The organism is Spirillospora sp. CA-142024 (genome assembly GCF_050942325.1).
GTDB lineage: Bacteria > Actinomycetota > Actinomycetes > Streptosporangiales > Streptosporangiaceae > Spirillospora.
The window spans coordinates 7,796,208-7,814,526 of the sequence record NZ_CP192077.1 but is presented as its reverse complement, the minus strand read 5'-3'; the positions used below and the strand labels follow the sequence as shown (position 1 = coordinate 7,814,526).

16 protein-coding genes are annotated in these 18,319 nt (G+C 71.3%); 7 read left to right on the top strand and 9 right to left on the bottom strand.

All coding sequences use genetic code 11. From position 1 onward, the window contains the following. From ACQPZP_RS37020 to ACQPZP_RS37005, 4 genes are all read right to left on the bottom strand, one after another. Complete coding sequence (locus ACQPZP_RS37020; protein WP_433474322.1) at nucleotides 1–1,173, bottom strand: polysaccharide biosynthesis protein; 1,173 nt, start codon at nucleotides 1,171–1,173, stop codon at nucleotides 1–3. Between the two features lie 2 nt (nucleotides 1,174–1,175). Next, nucleotides 1,176–2,366 carry a DegT/DnrJ/EryC1/StrS family aminotransferase gene (locus tag ACQPZP_RS37015; RefSeq protein ID WP_433474321.1) on the bottom strand — a complete coding sequence of 397 codons (1,191 nt, stop codon included), beginning with the start codon at nucleotides 2,364–2,366 and terminating at the stop codon, nucleotides 1,176–1,178. A 3-nt stretch (nucleotides 2,367–2,369) separates the two neighbouring features. Beyond that, nucleotides 2,370–3,740, bottom strand: coding sequence for a hypothetical protein (locus ACQPZP_RS37010; protein WP_433474320.1), 1,371 nt, complete (start codon nucleotides 3,738–3,740; stop codon nucleotides 2,370–2,372). 107 nt (nucleotides 3,741–3,847) lie between these two features. Further along, on the bottom strand, nucleotides 3,848–4,510 hold the full coding sequence (locus tag ACQPZP_RS37005; protein ID WP_433474319.1) for a response regulator: 663 nt from the start codon (nucleotides 4,508–4,510) through the stop codon (nucleotides 3,848–3,850). A 268-nt stretch (nucleotides 4,511–4,778) separates the two neighbouring features. Here ACQPZP_RS37005 and galE point away from each other — a divergent pair, with 268 nt between their 5' ends. Next, a complete protein-coding gene (gene galE, locus ACQPZP_RS37000; RefSeq protein ID WP_433474318.1) occupies nucleotides 4,779–5,783 on the top strand; it encodes a UDP-glucose 4-epimerase GalE in 1,005 nt (334 codons plus the stop codon). Nucleotides 5,784–5,869: 86 nt separating this feature from the next. Here the strand turns inward: galE and ACQPZP_RS36995 are convergent, their stop codons facing one another. The 4 genes from ACQPZP_RS36995 to ACQPZP_RS36980 form a co-directional block, all read right to left on the bottom strand. Beyond that, a complete protein-coding gene (locus ACQPZP_RS36995; protein ID WP_433474317.1) occupies nucleotides 5,870–7,756 on the bottom strand; it encodes a cutinase family protein in 1,887 nt (628 codons plus the stop codon). 1 nt (nucleotide 7,757) lies between these two features. Further along, entirely contained in the window at nucleotides 7,758–8,930 is a 1,173-nt protein-coding gene (locus ACQPZP_RS36990; protein ID WP_433474316.1) for a serine hydrolase domain-containing protein, read from the bottom strand. Nucleotides 8,931–9,145: 215 nt separating this feature from the next. After that, nucleotides 9,146–11,035, bottom strand: coding sequence for a BTAD domain-containing putative transcriptional regulator (locus ACQPZP_RS36985; RefSeq protein ID WP_433474315.1), 1,890 nt, complete (start codon nucleotides 11,033–11,035; stop codon nucleotides 9,146–9,148). A 155-nt stretch (nucleotides 11,036–11,190) separates the two neighbouring features. Beyond that, nucleotides 11,191–11,919 carry a TetR/AcrR family transcriptional regulator gene (locus tag ACQPZP_RS36980; protein ID WP_433474314.1) on the bottom strand — a complete coding sequence of 243 codons (729 nt, stop codon included), beginning with the start codon at nucleotides 11,917–11,919 and terminating at the stop codon, nucleotides 11,191–11,193. A 305-nt stretch (nucleotides 11,920–12,224) separates the two neighbouring features. Between ACQPZP_RS36980 and ACQPZP_RS36975 the strand changes: the two genes are divergently transcribed. The 6 genes from ACQPZP_RS36975 to ACQPZP_RS36950 all read left to right on the top strand — a co-directional run bounded on the left by ACQPZP_RS36975 (nucleotide 12,225) and on the right by ACQPZP_RS36950 (nucleotide 17,119). After that, nucleotides 12,225–13,322, top strand: coding sequence for a hypothetical protein (locus ACQPZP_RS36975; protein ID WP_433474313.1), 1,098 nt, complete (start codon nucleotides 12,225–12,227; stop codon nucleotides 13,320–13,322). A 211-nt stretch (nucleotides 13,323–13,533) separates the two neighbouring features. Further along, nucleotides 13,534–14,487, top strand: coding sequence for a hypothetical protein (locus ACQPZP_RS36970; RefSeq protein WP_433474312.1), 954 nt, complete (start codon nucleotides 13,534–13,536; stop codon nucleotides 14,485–14,487). A gap of 313 nt (nucleotides 14,488–14,800) precedes the next feature. Further along, nucleotides 14,801–15,172, top strand: coding sequence for a hypothetical protein (locus ACQPZP_RS36965; protein ID WP_433474311.1), 372 nt, complete (start codon nucleotides 14,801–14,803; stop codon nucleotides 15,170–15,172). Nucleotides 15,173–15,318: 146 nt separating this feature from the next. Continuing rightward, nucleotides 15,319–15,780, top strand: coding sequence for a hypothetical protein (locus ACQPZP_RS36960; protein ID WP_433474310.1), 462 nt, complete (start codon nucleotides 15,319–15,321; stop codon nucleotides 15,778–15,780). A 41-nt stretch (nucleotides 15,781–15,821) separates the two neighbouring features. Then, entirely contained in the window at nucleotides 15,822–16,013 is a 192-nt protein-coding gene (locus ACQPZP_RS36955; RefSeq protein ID WP_433474309.1) for a hypothetical protein, read from the top strand. A 257-nt stretch (nucleotides 16,014–16,270) separates the two neighbouring features. Then, nucleotides 16,271–17,119: an SDR family NAD(P)-dependent oxidoreductase gene (locus ACQPZP_RS36950; RefSeq protein ID WP_433474308.1), complete on the top strand. Its 849-nt coding sequence runs from the start codon at nucleotides 16,271–16,273 to the stop codon at nucleotides 17,117–17,119. Between the two features lie 34 nt (nucleotides 17,120–17,153). Here ACQPZP_RS36950 and ACQPZP_RS36945 read toward each other — a convergent pair whose 3' ends face one another. After that, nucleotides 17,154–18,317 carry a cytochrome P450 gene (locus ACQPZP_RS36945; RefSeq protein ID WP_433474307.1) on the bottom strand — a complete coding sequence of 388 codons (1,164 nt, stop codon included), beginning with the start codon at nucleotides 18,315–18,317 and terminating at the stop codon, nucleotides 17,154–17,156. Between the last annotated feature and the right edge of the window lie 2 nt (nucleotides 18,318–18,319).

Below are 18,319 nucleotides of genomic sequence, written 5' to 3'. Positions count from 1 at the left end.
TCACAGGCCGGGCGGACCGGGGTCGCACCCCGCACCGCAGAGGCAGGACGGTCCGGGCGGCGGCGGCTCGCCGGACGGTTCCGGGCGCCGGACCGGGTGGTACTCGGGCAGCAGCCGGCGCAGCAGCAGCCGCACCGCGCCGCCGTCGCCGGCCCCGGCCGCCGCCTCCAGCTCGTCCAGCAGCCGGGAGAGCCCCGCGGGCGGCGCGGCGGGACGGGTCGCCCAGATCTTCGGGTGGGCGGTGCGGATCCGGGGCTCGGAGTCGGCGAACACCTTCTCCGCGAGCTTCTCGCCGGGGCCGAGCCCGCTGAACCGGATCGTCACCTCCGGCAGCCGGAGCTGCTCGGCGTACCGGTGCACGAGATCGATCACCGGGACGGGCCGGCCCATGTCGAGGACGAACGTCTCCGCCTCCTCCGACATCGCCGCCGCCTCGATCAGCAGGCCGGCCGCCTCCTCCACCGTCATGAAGTGGCGGGCCACCTCCGGATGGGTGATCGTGACGACCTCGCCGGAGGAGATGCGGTGCGCGAGCAGGCTCAGCAGCGGCCCCGCCTCGCCGAGCACGTTCCCGACCCGGACGGCGGCGAAGCACGTCGGGCCGCCGGTCGCCGTCCGCAGCAGCAGCTCCCCGAGCCGCATGGTCGCGCCGAGCACCGACGTCGGGTCGGCGGCCTTGTCGGACGAGACGAACACGAGCCGCTGCACGCCGTGCCGCACCGCGGCGTCGATCACGTGCCGGGTGCCGAGGACGTTGTCGGCGACGCCCCGGCACGGGTTCCGCTCGACCTCCGCCAGCACGCTCCGCCCGGCCATGTGGAACACCAGGTGGGGCCGGGCCTCCCCGAAGACCCGGTCCACCCGCCGCTCGTCCCGGACGTCCGCCCGGGCGAGCGCCGCCCCGGCGATCTCCCTGCCGAGCCGCCGCAGGCCGTCGCCGTCCTTGTCGACCAGGCACAGCGCGGCCGGCCCGAGCCGTTCGAGCTGGTGGCACAGCGCCCGGCCGACCGTCCCGCACGCCCCGGTGACCAGCACCCGCCGGCCCCGCACCAGCCGCCGCCCGCGCCGCCCCGCCAGGACGACCTCGTCGCGTCCCATGAGCAGGGCGAGCGGGCTGACGGGGACCGGCGCGGGGGTCCCCGGGCGGCGGCGTCGCGGGTGGAACCTTCGCACGGTCAGCTCCGGGTCCGCAGCGCCTCGGTGAGTGCGGAGACGACGCGTTCCAGCCCGTCGTCCGTCAGCCCCGGGTACAGCGGGAGCGACAGCAGTTCCGCGCCGACCCGGTCGGTGACCGGCACCCGCGCGCACTCGTCGGCGCCCAGGATCTCCAGGTAGGCCGTCATCTGGTTCGCCGGGATGAAGTGCACGGACGTCGCGACGCCCGCCGCCTCCAGTTCGGCGCTGATCTCGTCCCGGTCCGGGACCCGCACCTGGTAGAGGTGCCAGGCGTGCCGCACGCCGTCCAGGTTCCGCTGCGGCAGGACGAGGCCGGGCAGGTCGCGCAGCGCCTCGTCGTACGCCGCGACGATGCGGGCGCGCCGCTCCTGCCAGGCGGGCAGCGCCGCGAGCTGCGCGCGCCCGATCGCCGCCTGGACGTCGGTCATGTTGGCCTTCAGACCGACCGTCTTCACGTCGTACCGCCAGCTGCCGCCGGGCATGTACCGCTTCCAGGAGTCCTTGCTCATCCCGTGCATCCGCATCGCGCGGACCCGGTCGGCGAACTCCTGGTCACTGGACGCCACCGCGCCGCCCTCGCCGATCGGCATGTTCTTGGTGGCGTAGAAGGAGAAGCACGCCGCGAACGACTCCGACCCGACCGGCTTCCCGCCGCGCGCCGCGCCCGGGCCGTGCGCCGCGTCCTCGACGACCCGCGCCCGGTCGAGGCCCGCCGCCTCCGCGAGCGCGGCCACGTCCACCGGGTAACCGCCCTGGTTCTGGACGATCATCGCCCGGGGCTCGTCATCGTGGGGGGACGACCCCCCACGCCCCCCGGAAGAACCTTTGCACCGGGCCGCCGCCGCGGCGACCGTCGCCGGGCTCGGGACCAGCGTGTCCTCGTCGATGTCGACCAGCACCGGCCGGTGGCCCGCGTGCAGGATCGCGTTGATCGCGCCGCAGAACGTGAGGCTCGGCGTGAGCACCGCGGAACCCGGCGGGAGGTCCAGCGCCCGCAGGCACAGCTCCAGCGCGGTCGTGCACGAGGCGACCGCGACGACGTGCGCGGCGCCGAGATGGTCGGCGAACTCCTGCTCGAACGCGGCCGTCTGCGGCCCCGTCGTGATCCAGCCCGAGTCGAGCACCTTGACGACGGCGTCGGACACCTCGCCGGACACCGACGGGATCGTGAACGGAACGGACGAACTCATCTGCTACCCCTTGATCTTCCGGGACGTGGCGACGACGCCGAGCAGCGGCCAGCCGGACGCGGCGACCAGGTCGCGGACCGTCTCCAGCCCCGCCGCCTTCGTCACCGGGCCGACCACCACGACCATGCCGACCTCCTCGTCCGAACCCGGATCGATGTCCTCGAACGCGTGCACATGACAGACCCGGCGCACCGGGACCGGCTGGGTGACCTCCGACGGGGACACCTCGGCCGGCTTCTTCGTGATGACGGCGGTGCCGCCGGCGCGGACCACCGACGTGCTCTTGCCGCCGCCCCCGGGCCCGTTGCTGTTGAGGGCCGGCCCGTCCCCGTCCCCGGAGCCCTCGTCGCCGTCGCCGTCGCCGGACCCGGGCCGTCCCGGACGGGCCGTGACGACCTTCGTGTCGTCCCCGTACACCGCGGACGCGATCGACGACACCAGGTCCGCCGGCAGCGGGCCGGGCGCGCCGACCAGCGTGACCCGCCCCACGCCCTCCTTCTTCGCGGCGAGCCGGACCCGGCGGCCGAGGTCGGCGAGCCGCGCCGGGCCCGCGTCGGCCCAGCCGAGCAGCGGCACCCCGAGCCGCCGCGCGACCCGCCGCTGCCCGGGGATTGTGGGACGGACCATCTCCGTCACCACCGCGATGAGGATCCCGCCGATCAGCCCGACCAGGCCCGCGATCGCCGCCATCATCACCACCGGGTCGGTGCGCGGTGCCAGCACCGCCGGCTGCACCACCGACGCCGTCCCGGCCGACGACAGCTGCGTCTGCAGGTCCGACCGGTTCGACCGCAGGTCGGTCAGCTCCGCCTGCACCCGCTCCCGCTCGTTCGCGGCGCCGATGTCGGGGACCGGCTGCGCGCCCGCCCGCCGCGACAGCGGCCCGAGCTTCTTCTCCAGCGCCCGGATGCGCTTGTCGATGTCGTCCATCTGCTGCCTGATCGAGCCCTGGTTGGACTCGTTGATCTCCTTGACGACCGCGGCGCCGAGGGCGTCGGCCAGCCGCCGCGCCACCCCCGGGTCACGGTCCTTCACCGACAGCTCGACGACCGTGGACGTCCCGAGCCCGGTCACCCCGATCGCCTTCGCGGTCTTCACCGCCGGCCGGTCCACGTGCTGCTGCCGCAGCACACCGCTCAGCAGGTTCTCGCTGGTCGCGAACGCCTTCACCTGGCTGACCACGATGGACACGCCCGCGTCCCCGGGCGCCGCGTCGGTCGCCTTGCTGCTCGCCTGCAACCGCGTCCCGGCCACGTACGGCGGCTCCTGCCCGCTCATGGCCAGCCCCACGAGCACCAACGGGAGAACCGTCATGACCAGCAGGAGCGACCAGTAGCTCCGGACCACCCGCGCGGCGACTTCGTCGATCTCCACGATCTTCCCTCCGGCTTCGTCACGGCGAGCGTAAGAAGCCCCTCCGCCGGAGCAATCGCCCAAAAGACGACCCCGCCCTACGCCGTTTGCACCAGGCCACCGGCGGATCAGTCGTCCGGCATGGGGCGCATGCCGGCGCGCATCGCGAGGGTGATCGCCTCCAGCGCGGAGTGCAGGTCGAGCTTCGCCAGCAGGTTCTGCGTGTGGGTGCGGACGGTGTTCGCCGACAGGCCCAGCCGCTCGGCGATCTCCGCGCGGCCGAGGCCGTCCACCATGCACTGCAGGACCTCGCGCTCGCGGGGCGTCAGCTCGGCGAGCAGGTCCGCGCCGTCCGGCTCGCCGCCGTCCCGGGTCAGCCTCCGCAGCACCTCGCCGAGCGCGTCCGGCGGGATCCAGCCGCCCTGCCGCGCCGCGGACCGGATCACCCGCGCGACGAGGTCGGCGCTCTCGGTCTTCTCCAGCCAGCCCACGGCGCCGCGCCGGACCGCCCGCACCATCGCGTCCATCCCGCTCATCGCGGTCAGCACCACGACCCGGACGTCGGGGTACCGCTCGCGGACCCTGTCCAGGACGTCCAGCCCGCTCTCCGCGCCCAGGGTCATGTCGAGGACGAGCACCCGCGGGCGCTCCGTGGCGGTCAGCGCGAGTGCGCGCCGCACGTCGGGGGCGATCGGGAGGATCACCAGGTCGGGCTCGCGCCCGAGCCGCGCCGCGAGGGCCTCGGCGAAGAGCGCGTGATCGTCCACGATGAGGACGCGGATCGGTTCCATCCACCGACGATGACCGCTGCGCGGGCCCGGCGGATCCTGCAAACGCTGTACTTCGTTTCGGCCGTCCGATTGCCGCGCCGCCCCGATCGGCGATCTTCGCTGGTGACGGCGCGGGGGAGGGCTCGTGCGCGGACGCCGCGCCCCCCGCGCCGGTTCACCCGCGTCCGGACCCGGTCACCTGGAGTGCGGGACGTTGACCGTCCGCGTTCGCCTGCTGATCCTGTGGTCGAAAGCTCAAGGGGACGCACTGGCCTGCAGGGGAAGCCACATGAAAGTGCTGATCACTGGGGGAGCCGGGTTCATCGGCAGCACGATCGCCTCCGCCTTCGCCGAGCGCGGGGTCACCCCCGTGGTGCTCGACAGCCTCATCACCGGCCGGCAGGAGTTCACCGCCGGCAAGATCTTCTACCAGGGCGACATCGGGGACGGCGAGCTGGTCGACAAGATCTTCCGCGACCACTCCGACATCATCGCGACCGTGCACTGCGCCGCGCTGATCGTGGTGCCCGACTCGATGACGGACCCGCTGCGCTACTACCGGGTCAACCTGTCCAAGACGCTCGATCTCGCCGGCCACCTCGTCCGCAACGGATGCGACCGGATGATCTTCGCGTCCACCGCGGGGATGTACCGCCCGGAGGCCGACCTTTCGGTCTCCGAGACGTCCGAGCTCGAACCGCAGAACCCCTACACCCGCTCGAAGATGATGGCCGAGCTGCTGCTGCAGGACTTCTGCGAGGCGTACGGCCTGCGCGTCATCTCGCTGCGCTACCTCAACCCGATCGGCGCCGACCCCAGGCTCCGCACCGGCCTGCAGAACAGCAAGCCCACCCACGCCCTCGGCAAGATGATCGAGTGCTACTCCCTCGGCGTCCCCTTCAAGATCACCGGGGTGGACTGGGAGACCCGGGACGGCACCGCGATCCGCGACTACATCCACGTCTGGGACATCGCCCGCGCCTTCTACGAGGCCGCCGCCCGCTTCGACGCGATCATCCCGCCGGTCGGGGAGCACGCCCGCTACGAGGTCGTCAACCTCGGCACCGGCGACGGCACCACCGTCCGGGAGCTCGTCGCCGCGTTCCGCGAGGTCGTCGGCGACTCCTTCCGGGCCGAGGACGCCCCCGCCCGCCCCGGGGACGTCGTCGGCGCCTTCGTCGACCCGGCGAAGGCCTGGGACGTGCTCACCTGGAAGCCCGAATACACGATCGAGGACGCCATCCGCCACTCCCTCCAGTGGGCCGACCGCCGCCGCGAGCTGGACGTCGCCTGACCCACTCGAACAGGCCCGTCCGGTCCTCCCCACACCTTCCGCGGGAGGTCCGGACGGGCCGATCGGTGCCCTCTGGGCGGTGGAGATCAGGCTGTTTCGATGCGCTGGGCGAGCCAGGCCTCAAGGACCTCCAGCGCGGGGCGCCCGGTCTTGTCGACCGGCTCCGTGCCGTACATCACGTGCCGCCGCGTGCTGTAGAACACCGCGGCGTCGATGCCCTCGTCCACCACATGGCGCGGGTCGAGCCTCGTCTTCAGCAGCTGGTTGAGCGTGCCCTTCGGCAGCGGCACCCCGGCGACGTCCAGGCCGTGTTCGGCCAGGTCGGCGATCTGAGGCATCAGGGAGAGCAGATCGACGCCGAAGAAGCCGTTCAGCGACTTGGCCGGGTTCGTGGCGTCGATGACCGGCGGCTTCTTCGGGTCGAAGTTGTCGAGCTTGTTCTGGATGACGCGCAGGTCGCGCGTGATCCGGACCCAGTCGACGCGGTCGAGGATGACCAGGGCCTCCCCGACGGCGCGCTCCGGAGAGCCGGGCGGCCACATCGCCAGCAGCGCGGCGAGGGGGGTGAGGTCCACCCGGTTCGCGGTCTTGGCCAGCGGCATCAGCCGGTCCTCGATCGCGACCAGGGAACGGTACAGCCCTCGCACGTCGCCCCGCTGGGCGTACGCGGGCACGGCCTGGGCGGCGCGCTGGATGCCGCGGTAGTCGATCCTGCTGATCCCGCCTATGACGTTGCTCGCCTGGGCGAGCAGCGCGACCGGCTGGAGGCCCTGGATGACCTTGGTGACCTTGGCCACCTGGTCGGCGGGCAGCCCGGTCAGCGGGGCGGCCTTGGCGGCGGCGGCGAGCGCCGCCCGCGCCAGCCCGGCCGTGTCCCCCGCCTTCGCGGCGGCGCTCACGGCGTCGAGGTCGGTGGCGAGCCCCACCAGGTCGGTTCTGGACAGCGCCTGGAGTACCTGGCCCGCGATGTGGTTCTGCGAACCGGGCGGGGAGTTCAGCAGCGCGTTCACCAGGACGGGATTGGCGACCGCGCGGGTGAGTGTCTGCAGCGGGCCGACGAGCTTCGTCAGCTCGCCGGCGGTGCGGGCCGCCCCGGCGGTGTCCTTGCCGCGCGCCTGGCCGGTCAGCGTCCGCAGGCCGTTCGGGACGGCGGCGAGGTCGGCCGGCCTGCCGCCGGCGGTGCCGAGGTCGGTGGCCAGCTCCCGCTCCGCCGACTGCTGCATGTTGGCGATGCCGACACGGCTGAGCACGGTGCCGAGAGTGGCGGTGAGCTTGTTCTCCTCCGGCAGGGCGCAGTACAGGTCGCCCTTGAGGCACACGTTCGCGACCCGGCCGGACAGCGCGCCGAAGCCCTGCGGCCGCGGTCCGGCGAGGCCCCTGGTGCCGGGCAGCGGATCGCCGAGGTTGACTTCGCCCTTGGTCCCCCTGGCCGGGTCGGCGACGCCCCCGCCCGCGATGTACGAGGCGGCCGGGACGGGGCCCTGCCCGGCCCCGATCTGGGCGGCGACGTCGCCGTTGACGTGCGCGCCCTGGCTGAAGCCGAGCCCGACGAACCGGGTGCCGGGGCAGTCCCGGGAGATCTCGGTCATCGCCTTGCGGGCGTTGTCGATCCCGGTCTGCTTCGAGTCGTTGTACGTCACGCCCTGGTCGAAGGCGGTCGCGTTGTAGCCGACCCAGTACGAGGAGATCCGGTCCCCGAACCGCCGCTCCAGCGGTTCGGTGATGCCGCGGAGCATGCCGACCGGCGTGTCCGGGTCGGCGGTCATCGTGGTCTCCCAGGTGCCCGGCACGACGATCAGCTTGATCGGGGTGCAGGACCTGGCCTCGGACGTCCGGGCCGCGTTGACCGACTCGTCGGTGTTCAACAGCGGTACCGCGGCCGCGGCGGCGACCGCTCCGGCGACCGCGACCGCGATGGCCGGTCTGCGGTAGCGCTTGAATATCGGCTTCTTGGCGTGCAGGCCGGAACTCACGTCATTTTCCCTTCAACGCGCAGTAGGAGTCCTGGGCCGCCTTGATGACCTCGGAATCGACCTTGGTGGGGATCATGTTGTAGCGGTTGGTGGCAACGACGGCCTGCTGCTTGCCGTCCGGGCTGGTGTACCAATGGCTGAAATAGCCGAGCGCGGCGCCGTTGTGCATCCACGCCATGCCGCACGGGGTCTGCGCGATGATCACGCCGAGCCCGTAGGGCGTCTTGGCCGACACGACCTGCTGCATCTCCCGCTGCTGCGCGGGGGGAAGCAGCCGCCCCGACGCGAGCGCGCGGGTGAAGTCGGCCAGGTCCTCCTGGGTGGACACCATGGCGCCCGCCGCGCCGAGCACCTGGACGTTCGAGAACGAGATGTCCCGGATCGTGAAGTAGCCGTGCAGCCAGTTCCCGTACAGCTTGGGGTCGGCCTTGGGGAAGGTGGTGTCGGTGAGGCCGAGCGGCTCGATGATCCGGCTGCGCACCTCGTCCGCCGGGTGCCGCCCCGTCGCGGCCTGGATGATCATGCCGGCCAGCACGTAGTTGGTGTTGGCGTAGTGGTACTCGGCGCCGGGCGCCGACAGTGCCTTGTTGGACGTGGCGGCCTTCACCAGCGTGCGCGGATCCCACTGCTTGTACGGGTTGATGTCGGCGACGTAGGAACCCGAGATCCGCAGGTTGTTGATGTAGTCGGGGAGCCCGCTGGTGTGGTTCAGCAACTGCCGGACAGTGATCTTGCGGCCGTCGTTGCCGTTCGCCGCGACCAGGCCGGGCAGCCACCGGTCCACTGTGTCGTTCATGGACAGTTTGCCCTCGGCCTCAAGCTGCAGCAGGACCGTGGCCACGAACGCCTTGGTGTTGCTGGCGATGCGGAACTTCGCCTTCGGGTCGGCCGGCACGCGCCGGAACATGTCGCCGTAGCCGGCGGTGGCGTACTGGGTGGAAGCGCCGCTGCGGACCATGCCGATCACACCGGGCAGCTTCTGCTCCGACCGCAACTTGGCCACGCGGTCCTGGAGAACGGCGGCGGCCTGCGGGGTGATACCGGCCTCGGTCTCCGCGCCCGCCGAGGCGACCGTGGCCTTCTGTTCCTGAACGCCCACCGTCACCGCCGTGATGGCGGCGGCCGCCGCGACCAGCGTCGCGCCGGCGCGGAAAACGAACTTCCTACTTCGCATTCGGGTCTCCCCAGACATTCTGACGATCTTGTCGTCGACGCTAGTGAGATCCGTTTAAATAATGATGACACGCGAATATCGGGAACACCCCGTATTCGATGTGGTGAATGCCGTTGAATGGGCATGCCTGTAGCACGCCGTACGGTTCGGACGGCCATTCGGTCGTCCTGCGTACTCGGCGTGAGAAATGGCGGAGGCGGCACCGGTGAGAGGTGCTAGAGACTTGCCGGCGTGCCTCCGACGGCGACCAGGCCGCCCCGGCCCGGGATCTGGGACTCCTCGGCGGCGACCCGGCGCGCGAACAGTGCGAGCAGGCCGTTCAACCGGTACTGGTGGACGGACGGCTGCTGGACGAGGCTCGCGTCCACCAGGTTCTCCAGTGCCTGCTCGGCCCGGTGCGCGGCCCAGCCGAGCGTGGCCGCGAGCGCCCGGTGGCCGGTCTGCCCGGCCGGTGCCATGCCCAGCGCGCGGAACGCGCGCCGCTCGGCGGCCGGAAGCCGGGCGTACGAGAGCCGGAACGCCGCCTCCACGCTGCGGTCCTCCGCCGTGAGCTCGGCCAGGCGGCGCTCGTCGTCGGCCATCCTGCGCACCAGATGGTCGATCGTCCAGGCCGGGCGGCTCTGGATCCGCCCGCCCGCGATGCACAGCGCCAGCGGCAGCCGGTCGCACAGGTCCACCAGGTCCCGCACGGCGGCCGGTTCGCGGCCGGCGCGTTCGGCGCCCACCACCCGGGTCAGCAGCGCCTCGGCCGCCTGCCGGGTGAGCGGCCCCAGCGAGATCCGGCGGTCCGCGTCCAGGCCGGCCAGGCGCCGGCGGCTCGTCACCAGCACCCGGCTGCCGGCCCCCGCGGGCAGCAGCGGGCGCACCTGGTCGGCGCCGGACGCGTCGTCGAGGACCAGCAGCAGGCGCAACCCCGCGGTCGCGCTCCGCCAGAACGCGACCAGCTCGTCCAGGTCGTCGGAGGCGTGCCCGGCGCCGATCGCCCGCAGCAGCCGGCGCAGCGCGTGCTCCGGGGGCACCGCGTCCCGCCGTCCGCTGTGCCCGTGCAGGTCGACGAACAGGCAGCCGTCCGGGTACCCGTGGCACAGCGCCCGCGCCGCGCGCACCGCCAGCGCGGTCTTGCCCGCGCCCGCCACCCCGTCCACCGCCGCCACCGTCACCGCGGGCCCTCCGCCGCCGGTGAGCAGCGCCAGTTCCTCCCGCCTTCCCACCAGGTCCCCGACATCCGCCGGCAGCTCGTCGGGAACGCGCCGCGCGGACGGGACCCGCGTGCGTTCCCCGCCACCGGTCTCATCTCGCCGCACGAGGCCCAAGGCCGCGTCGTCACCGCGCAGCACCGCCTGATGCACGCGCCGCAGCTGCTCGCCCGGCTCCACCCCGAGGTCCTCCACCAGCCGGCCACGCAGTTGCGAGTACACGGTCAGCGCGTCGGCCTGCCGGCCGCTCCCGTACAGCGCGCGCATCAGCAGAGCGGCCAAGGGTTCGCTGTGCGGGTGCTTGGCGATCAGGGCGTGCAGCTCGCCGACCACGTCCGCCGACCTGCCGAGCCGGAACTGGCATTCGGCCTTTTCCTGCAGAAGGGTGAGCCTGCGCTCCTCCAGCCGGAGACGCTCCGCCTGAGCGAACGGCCCGGGAAGCCCGGCGAGCGGTTCGCCCTGGAACAGCCCGAGGGCGCGGAGGCAGGCGCTCACCGTGGCCGCGAGATCGCCGGACCTCCTGGCGGCGGCCGCCTCGTCCGCGAACTCGCCGAGCCGTATCACGTCGACCGCGGTCCCTCGGCTGACGAAGCGGTAGCCGCCGTGCTCCCGCGCGATCAGGGTCTCGTGCGAGTCCTCGCCGGGCGTCCCCAGGCAGCGCCGCAGCCGGTGGACGTACACCGGCACGATCTTGCTTCCGGAACCCGGCGGTTCGGCGCCCCAGACACCGTCGAGCAGTTCCCGCCGGCTGACGGTCAGGTCCGGGCGCAGCAGCAGCGCCGCCAGGAGCGCCTGCTGCCTGATGGGGCCGAGGTCGAGCCGGGCCCCGCCGCGCCACGCCCGGACCGGGCCCAGCACGGCGAAGTCGAGCGGGCGGGGGGCCGGGTCCGTCATCGTGCCCGAGGTCATCGCCATCATCAGACCGATCTCTTCGAACTGCCGCTCAGGGACGATCCGCGCGCCGTGGTGGGGGAGCAGCGCGAACCGGGCATAACTTTGTGATGGGCAGGCTATAACAATGTGATGGCCGGCCGCTCGGCAACGTCCGAGTGGCGATCGTCACGTCACCGCGCGGGGCGCGGCCGACGCCCCCGGCGGGGCTCCGGCTCCCGCACGACGGCTCCGACCATCTCGATGTTCAGCAGCGACTGCCCGGCGGACCGCTCGGCGGCCTCCCGGTCGTCCCCGAGCCCGACCAGCAGATTGATCACGTGCGGGCCCAGGATGTGCAGCACGCCGCGGCCCTCCTGGCCGAACACCCCCGTGGTCTCCAGCAGCACGTAGCCGTGGATCATGCACCAGATCTGCCCGGCCACGATGATCGGGTCGTCCCGGCGGATCCGCCCTGCGACCATGGCGCGCCGCACATGCCGCGGCAGCAGCGCGAAGGCGTCGTTCATCTCGGCCACGGTCGCGGGCGTGCCCTCGATGGTGAGGTCGTGCCCGAACGACGGAAGGGCCCCAGGCGAGGCGAGCCCGAACATCAGCCGGTACCGCTGCGGGCTGGCCACCGCGAACTCCCGGTAAGCCAGCCCCAGAACCAGCAGGTCGGTCACCGGGTCGTCGGTGTCGGGCACCTGACGCAGCACGCGTCCGAAACGCGCGAACGCCTCCCGCCCGAGCGCCTCGTACACCCCCGCCATCCCGCCGAAGTGCGTGTAGACGGCCATGGTGGACGCCCCGATCTCGGCGGCGAGCCGCCGCGCGTTCAGCGCCTCCGGCCCCTGCTCTTCCAGCAAGCGCATCCCGGCCTCGATCAGCTTCTCGCGGGAGTCCGCCAACGTCTTGGGCATGACAATGTTATAGCCCGGGCGGAACGGTCGAGTATTAATTGAACAACCATGTTCTTTTGGCACGTCACCGGCGGTGGGTGCGAGGGCGCATCGCCGCTCCAGAGTGCTCGGTGCGACCGCACGCCGTCCGACGCCCACGTATCGCGCCAGACTCTAGCAGACATCGTTGTCTTTTTGACTCGGAGCCGGGCCTGACACCGGCCGGTCATCGCCCTCATCCCGGCGGACGCCGCCAAGTCACGCCAAGACGCCGATAGTTACTCTATGTGCTCATTTGGCTACACATCGTTGTAACATCGCTGTTCATGTGCGAGCAGGTCACGTGTGTGCTGAAGATCATGAAGCGAGCGTGGAGCGGCGGGCGCGTCCGCATCACCACGGTGTCCGCGGTGGTTCTGGCCGCATCGGCGATGTCGATCGCGCCGGCCGCGGGGGCCGGTCCGGTTCGCGGCTGCGTCTGCGCCGCCGGCCCGGCATGTTCGCGGACGGCGCCACGCGGCGGAATGGCCGCACCGGCTGAGGTTCCGGTTTCCCGCGACCGGACCGTGCGGGAGACCCATTCCAGCCGGGCGGCGGCCCTCGCGTGGCCGCACACCATTTCCTTGCCGGGAGGCGGCGACGGCGTCGCCCTCAAGCTCAGCCTTTACCGTGGCCTTGGCGGCGGCGTGACGAGTTCGTTCACCCGAGAAGGGCTCGCATTCACTTTCGAGAGCGGAGTGGGTGTCGGTGGATCCTTTTCCGTGGGTTCGGTCAGGCGCCTTCCGGACGCCGGACTTTCCTTCGAGGCGCGGGCCTCGACGAGCGGCCGGTTCCGGCTCATCAGGCCTCCCGACTTCGGCCTGACTTTTTCTCGTGACGGCAGGCTTCGAGCCTATATGGATGCAAAAACGGGCAATCTCCGGACACGTTTCCGGTCCAAGTCATTGCCGCTCATCGGGGGCGGGAGCAAGGGGGAGGCCGAAGCGCCGGCGACCCGGCGGTCATGGAGCCTCGGCACCGAATTCAAGCTCGCCAGTACCTACACCGTCAGGGTTCCCTGGGGAGGCCTCTTCGGCGTGTGGCGGGAGATGTTCGGCGCCGTCCCCGGGGCCTCGGGCTCCCAGGCGCCGCCCGTGCGCTCGGGCGGCCTTCTCGGCCTCCTCGCCGTGCTCGGCCGTGCCGTGGTCAGACATTCCTTCGAGGCTCGCCTTCAAGGCGCCGGGCGCCGGACGGGTGTCGCGGATCGGTTCTCCGGATCGAAAGTACTCCGCGTCCTGCGTGCCCTCCGGGTGATGAGAGGGGGCAGAGGAACTCGCTCCGGCCGTTCTCGGAGAGCGACGTCATCCGCGAGGGTGCCGCGGACCGGTTCGCGCGTCGGACGCCCTCCCGCCGTGCCGGATGAGGAGCCGGCGGTCCGTTCATAAAGAACTTCGCCGCATAAATCCGGAGTCCCGATCGCATGGAGCGGAGCGCCCAAATACAAATTTACCCTCGGGGGATAAACGCGGCGGCCTGATTTTGCGGTTCGCGGGGCATGTCGTCAACAGCCCCTGCCCGGATTTGAGTTCGGGCAAGGGCTGATTACGACCACCCAGTTCGCAGTCGCGAACCAGATCCACAAAAGGGAGAAATGGAATGAATCGCATCGCTCGTGCAGCGATGGTGGCCACGCTGGCCGTCGGGGGCAGTCTCCTGGCCGTTCCGGCGGCCTCGGCGACCACGGCGCCGTCGGACATCAACTTCTACTACAGGCCCACGTACATCTCCGAGCACGGCCCCGGCGACCTCAACCACGCCGAGGCCAACGGGTCGCGCGGCGTCACTCAGAACCTCGGGAACAAGCCGGTCACGACCGGCGACATCAAGCAGATCGTCCACGGCAAGAAGATCGGCCCCGTGACGATCGAGGTGGAAGGCCCCGAGCAGGACGTCGAGGGCCAGGACGCCGCCAAGGCCGAGGCGCAGGAGCAGACTGCCGCGCAGGAGCAGGGCGCCGCGCAGCAGCAGCCGCAGACCCAGGAGCAGGCCGCTGCGCAGGAGCAGCCGCAGGCGCAGGAGCAGGGCGCCATGCAGCAGGAGCCGCAGGCGCAGGAGCAGGCCGCCGCGCAGGAGCAGCCGCAGGCGCAGGAGCAGGGCGCCATGCAGCAGGAGCCGCAGGCGCAGGAGCAGGCCGCCGCGCAGCAGGAGCCGCAGGCGCAGGAGCAGGGCGCCATGCAGCAGCAGCCGGAAGCGCAGGAGCAGGCGGCTGCCCAGGAGCAGCCGGAGGCGCAGGAGCAGGCCGCTGCGCAGGAGCAGCCGCAGGCGCAGGAGCAGGGCGCCATGCAGCAGGAGCCGCAGGCGCAGGAGCAGGGTGCTGCGCAGGAGCAGCCGCAGGCGCAGGAGCAGGGCGCCATGCAGCAGCAGCCGGAAGCGCAGGAGCAGGCGGCTGCCCAGGAGCAGCCGGAGGCGCAGGAGCAGGGTGCTGCGCAGGAGCAGCCGCAGGCGCAGGAGCAGCCCGCCGCCCAGGAGCAGGCCGAGAACCAGGCCCAGAACGAGGGGCAGGTCCAGAACAGGGGCGAGGCGCTGACCGAGGCCCCGAACCAGGGTTAGGAACAGCGCGTGTCCAAGCGACCGTGCCGGACTGGACGAGCCACCAGTCCGGCACGGCCGCGCGCACGCCCGCCGTCATCTCGCACCGCAAGACCGCCTACCCCCAAAGACATCTCGCCGCGGAGCCAGGGAAGGCGTTGACGCCCTGGAGCCGCTGCCAGATCAGCAGCGACAGCACGGGGATGATGACCCGCTCATACGGAGCCCGGTCCGGGCAGCCGAGCGTCCCGCCACGCGGGCGCGCCAGTCTTCGGAGATCACGAGGCCGCTTCCATGACTGCTGAGCCCGTATCGCGGCCGAGGTTCCCGAACTGTGTGGAACCGGGTCGGCGTGTGGATGGATGCGATCGTGGCCAAGGGGCGCGGCCCGCTGGAATGGCTTGAACGGCGCCGGGTGCGCATGCCGACCGCAGACGAGACGACACTCCTGCTCATACCCGCTGAACTCCCGGTCTGGGAGATCGTCCGGATCAGTTATCGCGCCAAGGACGAGAGAGCCGTGGACGTGACCCAGGTCGTCATTCCCGGCGACCGCATGAAGGAAGTGTCGCGGCGCCGGGACGATTCGGCGCACTGGCCGCACTTTGGCACCGGCCCTGAAGCCTCTGGTGTGGATGAGTGGTCGTGGGAGATCATTGGTCCTCGCGGAGGAGGGACTCGATGCGGGGCAGCAGTATCTGGGTAGGAGAGAAACGAATATGCAGAATACGCGTGACCGGTTCCAGGGATGTCGCAGGTTTCGGTCGGCTGCCCAGAGGGTGGGCGTCTGAGTTATGGCTGTTCGGCGGCGATGACTTTCATGGTGCGCGGGCTCGCCTGTTCCGTGATGGCGTGCTGATCGTCGAGGATCTTCATGTTGGGGCTCTGATCGGCAAGAAGACCTTCTGGAGGTGGTTCGGCCTCCTGCCGCGGTATGTGATGGCGACGGGGTACGGCGACGTTCGCAAACGCGACATCATCGAGATCTACGCGCGGCAGGTGGCCGACGGTGAGCCATTACTGGCGCCGGGATACCAGGACCTGGTCGAACGGCGGGAGGAGTTGGGACGAGCCGAGGTGGGCGCGGTGGACGACGGTCCCGTGGGCGGCCCGGTCGCACAGGCGACGTTGTCCGAGGGGAGGCTGGCGGTGGGCGACCGTGTCCGGGTCCTGCGCGATGGGCGACCCTTGGCCGAGGCGTTGCGGCTGCTGTCCATGACCGACCCGGCCGGACGGGCGAACGACAGGGACTTCGCGGGTGGCGGCGCGTCCCTGCGTCTGGGCCATACGCGACCTCGCCCGCGAAGGAGCTGAAACCGGCGATCGGGCTTCGTGCGCGCGTCCTGCGCGACCGCGTGATCATCGCCGACGGATTCACCATCGGATATTGCCCTGGGCAGAATGCCGTGGACCGGGCGTTCAGAACCTTCTTCTCGACCAATAACCGCAGCGGCTCACCCGTCATCGATATCGGGCTCGACTTTCCGGATTTGCGTGTGCGAGACCAGATCGAGGTTTACCGCGTCCTCCCGGCAGGTGATCACTGACCCCGCCGTCTGAGGAACCTCTGGGCGGCTTCCGGCAGCTGCGGCTTCTGACGCCTTGCTGAGGTACCTGGCCGACGTGAGTGCGGCGGGCGGGCCGGGCGCGGCTTGTCACTGAGGCGCGATGGGGGGCGGCGTCTCGGTGTCGTCCTCCATTTTCACAGTAACCCGGCGGGGGTCGGAAAACATCGTTCTTCGGGTGGATCTTGTCGGGGCGGCGGTTCTCTAGAGTGTGGCGTCGGTTTGATGGGGGTGGCGCGATGGACGTTCTGGACGGCAAGGTCGCCGTTGTCACGGGTGCGGCGAGCGGGATCGGGCGGGGAATGGCGGAGGTGTTCGTCGGCGCGGGGATGCGCGTGGTGTTGAGCGATGTGGAGGAGGCGGCGCTCCATTCCACCGTGGCCGAGCTGCGAGACGGGGGAGCGGATGTCCGCGGTGTGGTGGCCGACGTGTCGCTGGCCGAAGACGTCACCTCGCTCGCCGAGACCACCCTCCGGGAATACGGTGCCGTGCACGTGCTGTGCAACAACGCCGGTGTCCATGTCGGCAGCAGGCCCAGCTGGGAGAGCACGCTCGACGACTGGGCGTGGATTCTCGACGTGAACCTGATGGGCGTCGTCCACGGCATCCGGGCCTTCCTGCCCGTCATGATCGAGCAGGACGAGGACGCGCATATCGTCAACACCGCGTCGATGGCGGCTCTGCTGGCGGGCGGCTCGCTCTACGGTGCGACGAAGGCGGCCGTTCTCGCGCTTTCGGAGACCGTCTATCTGGAACTCGTCGACGGCGGCCTCAAGCCGCGGGTGTCCGTGCTGTTCCCCGGCCTGGTCGACACGAACATCTTCGTCTCGCAGCGCAACCGGCCGGCGCGCTTTCCCGATGCGGGCCCGGTTCCGGAAGGCTGGTCCGTCGACGCGGCCCGGCAGGCGTTCAAGCTCGGCACCAGCCCGCGGGCCATCGGGAAGCGCGTCCTGCAGGCCATTCGCGAGGAGCGCTTCTACGTCCTGACGCACCCGGAGTACGCCGAGCACATCGAGCATCGAGTGACGCAGATCCTGAGCAGTGACGACCCGTCGCTGCTGCCCGTGCCGGCGCCGAGGAAGGAGTGAACCGCCCGAAGGGCTCACGCCCGGGCGTCCGAGCCTAACGGGCGGTCAGTTTCACCGGGAATCCCGTCACGCCGCGGACAAAGGCGTTGCGGAGGATTCGGGGGCCTTCGGAGTCGGCCCATTCGGCCGTGTCGACGCGGGCGATGAATTCTTCGAAGAAGATCTGCAGTTCCAGCCGTGCCAGGGACGCGCCCAGGCAGAAGTGGGGGCCCAGGCCGAAGGCCATGTGGTCGCCGGGGCGGCGCGTCACGTCGAAGTCGTCCGGGTTCTCGAAGACCGTTTCGTCGCGGTTGGCGGAGCCGTACATGAGCAGGATCTGCTCGCCCGCGGGGATCCTCACGCCCGCGATCTCGGCGTCGGTCGCGGCGACCCGGCACATGTTGAGGATCGGGGTCGTCCAGCGGACGAACTCTTCCACGGCGTTCGGGACGAGGGACGGGTCGTCGCGGAGCTTCCGCCATTCTGCGGGATGCCGGATGAGGGCGTCCAGGGCGGTCGCGATGACGGTGCGGGTCGTCTCGGCGCCGCCGACCAGCAGGAGCAGGGCCTCGTGCGCGAGGTGGTCGTCGTCGTAGGCGGGCTGGTCCGGGCCCGCGTTCGACCAGATCGACAGCAGGTCGTCGGTGGGGCAGGAACGGCGTTCTTTCGCCATCTCCAACACGGCGAGGGCGTACTCGCCGGCGGCGATCGTCGCGCCGTCGGTGACGTAGCGGCGGCCTCCGCCCGCGAGGACCGCGGTCGCCGACCAGTGGACGAGCCGCGGCCACGCGTCCTCCGGAAACCCGAGCAGCCAGCCGATGACCCGGGCGGGCAGCGGGGCCGCCAGCGCGGGGACGGCGTCCACGGTCCCCGCCTCCAGGGCCGTGGTGATGCAGTCGACGGCGGTCGCGCGGATCCGGTCGGCGTAGCGGGCGACGCCGCGCGGGGTGAAGCGCTGGTAGACCATCCGCCGGCGGTGCGCGTGCTCGGGATCGTCCTGCCCGATCATCGACGGGTCGGACGGCAGCTGGGGCCGGTAGCCTCCGGAGTTCGTCCACACGCGCGGGTTGCGCTCGACGGCGAACACGTCGGCGTGCCGTGAGACGCCCCACAGGCCGTTCTGCTCGTCGTGGTAGACGGGGGCCTCGGCGCGCAGCCGCGCGTAGACGGACCAGGGGTCGGTGGCGTACATCTCGCCGTCGAGAAGGTCGATGGCCATGG

Bases quoted from the DNA above. Each gene is read 5' to 3' on its own strand.
- ACQPZP_RS37015 (WP_433474321.1), bottom strand. From the start codon at position 2,366: ATGAGTTCGTCCGTTCCGTTCACGATCCCGTCGGTGTCCGGCGAGGTG.
- ACQPZP_RS37005 (WP_433474319.1), bottom strand. From the start codon at position 4,510: ATGGAACCGATCCGCGTCCTCATCGTGGACGATCACGCGCTCTTCGCC.
- galE (WP_433474318.1), top strand. From the start codon at position 4,779: ATGAAAGTGCTGATCACTGGGGGAGCCGGGTTCATCGGCAGCACGATC.
- ACQPZP_RS36990 (WP_433474316.1), bottom strand. From the start codon at position 8,930: ATGCGAAGTAGGAAGTTCGTTTTCCGCGCCGGCGCGACGCTGGTCGCG.
- ACQPZP_RS36985 (WP_433474315.1), bottom strand. From the start codon at position 11,035: ATGACCTCGGGCACGATGACGGACCCGGCCCCCCGCCCGCTCGACTTC.
- ACQPZP_RS36980 (WP_433474314.1), bottom strand. From the start codon at position 11,919: ATGCCCAAGACGTTGGCGGACTCCCGCGAGAAGCTGATCGAGGCCGGG.
- ACQPZP_RS36975 (WP_433474313.1), top strand. From the start codon at position 12,225: ATGTGCGAGCAGGTCACGTGTGTGCTGAAGATCATGAAGCGAGCGTGG.
- ACQPZP_RS36970 (WP_433474312.1), top strand. From the start codon at position 13,534: ATGAATCGCATCGCTCGTGCAGCGATGGTGGCCACGCTGGCCGTCGGG.
- ACQPZP_RS36950 (WP_433474308.1), top strand. From the start codon at position 16,271: ATGGACGTTCTGGACGGCAAGGTCGCCGTTGTCACGGGTGCGGCGAGC.
- ACQPZP_RS36945 (WP_433474307.1), bottom strand. From the start codon at position 18,317: ATGGCCATCGACCTTCTCGACGGCGAGATGTACGCCACCGACCCCTGG.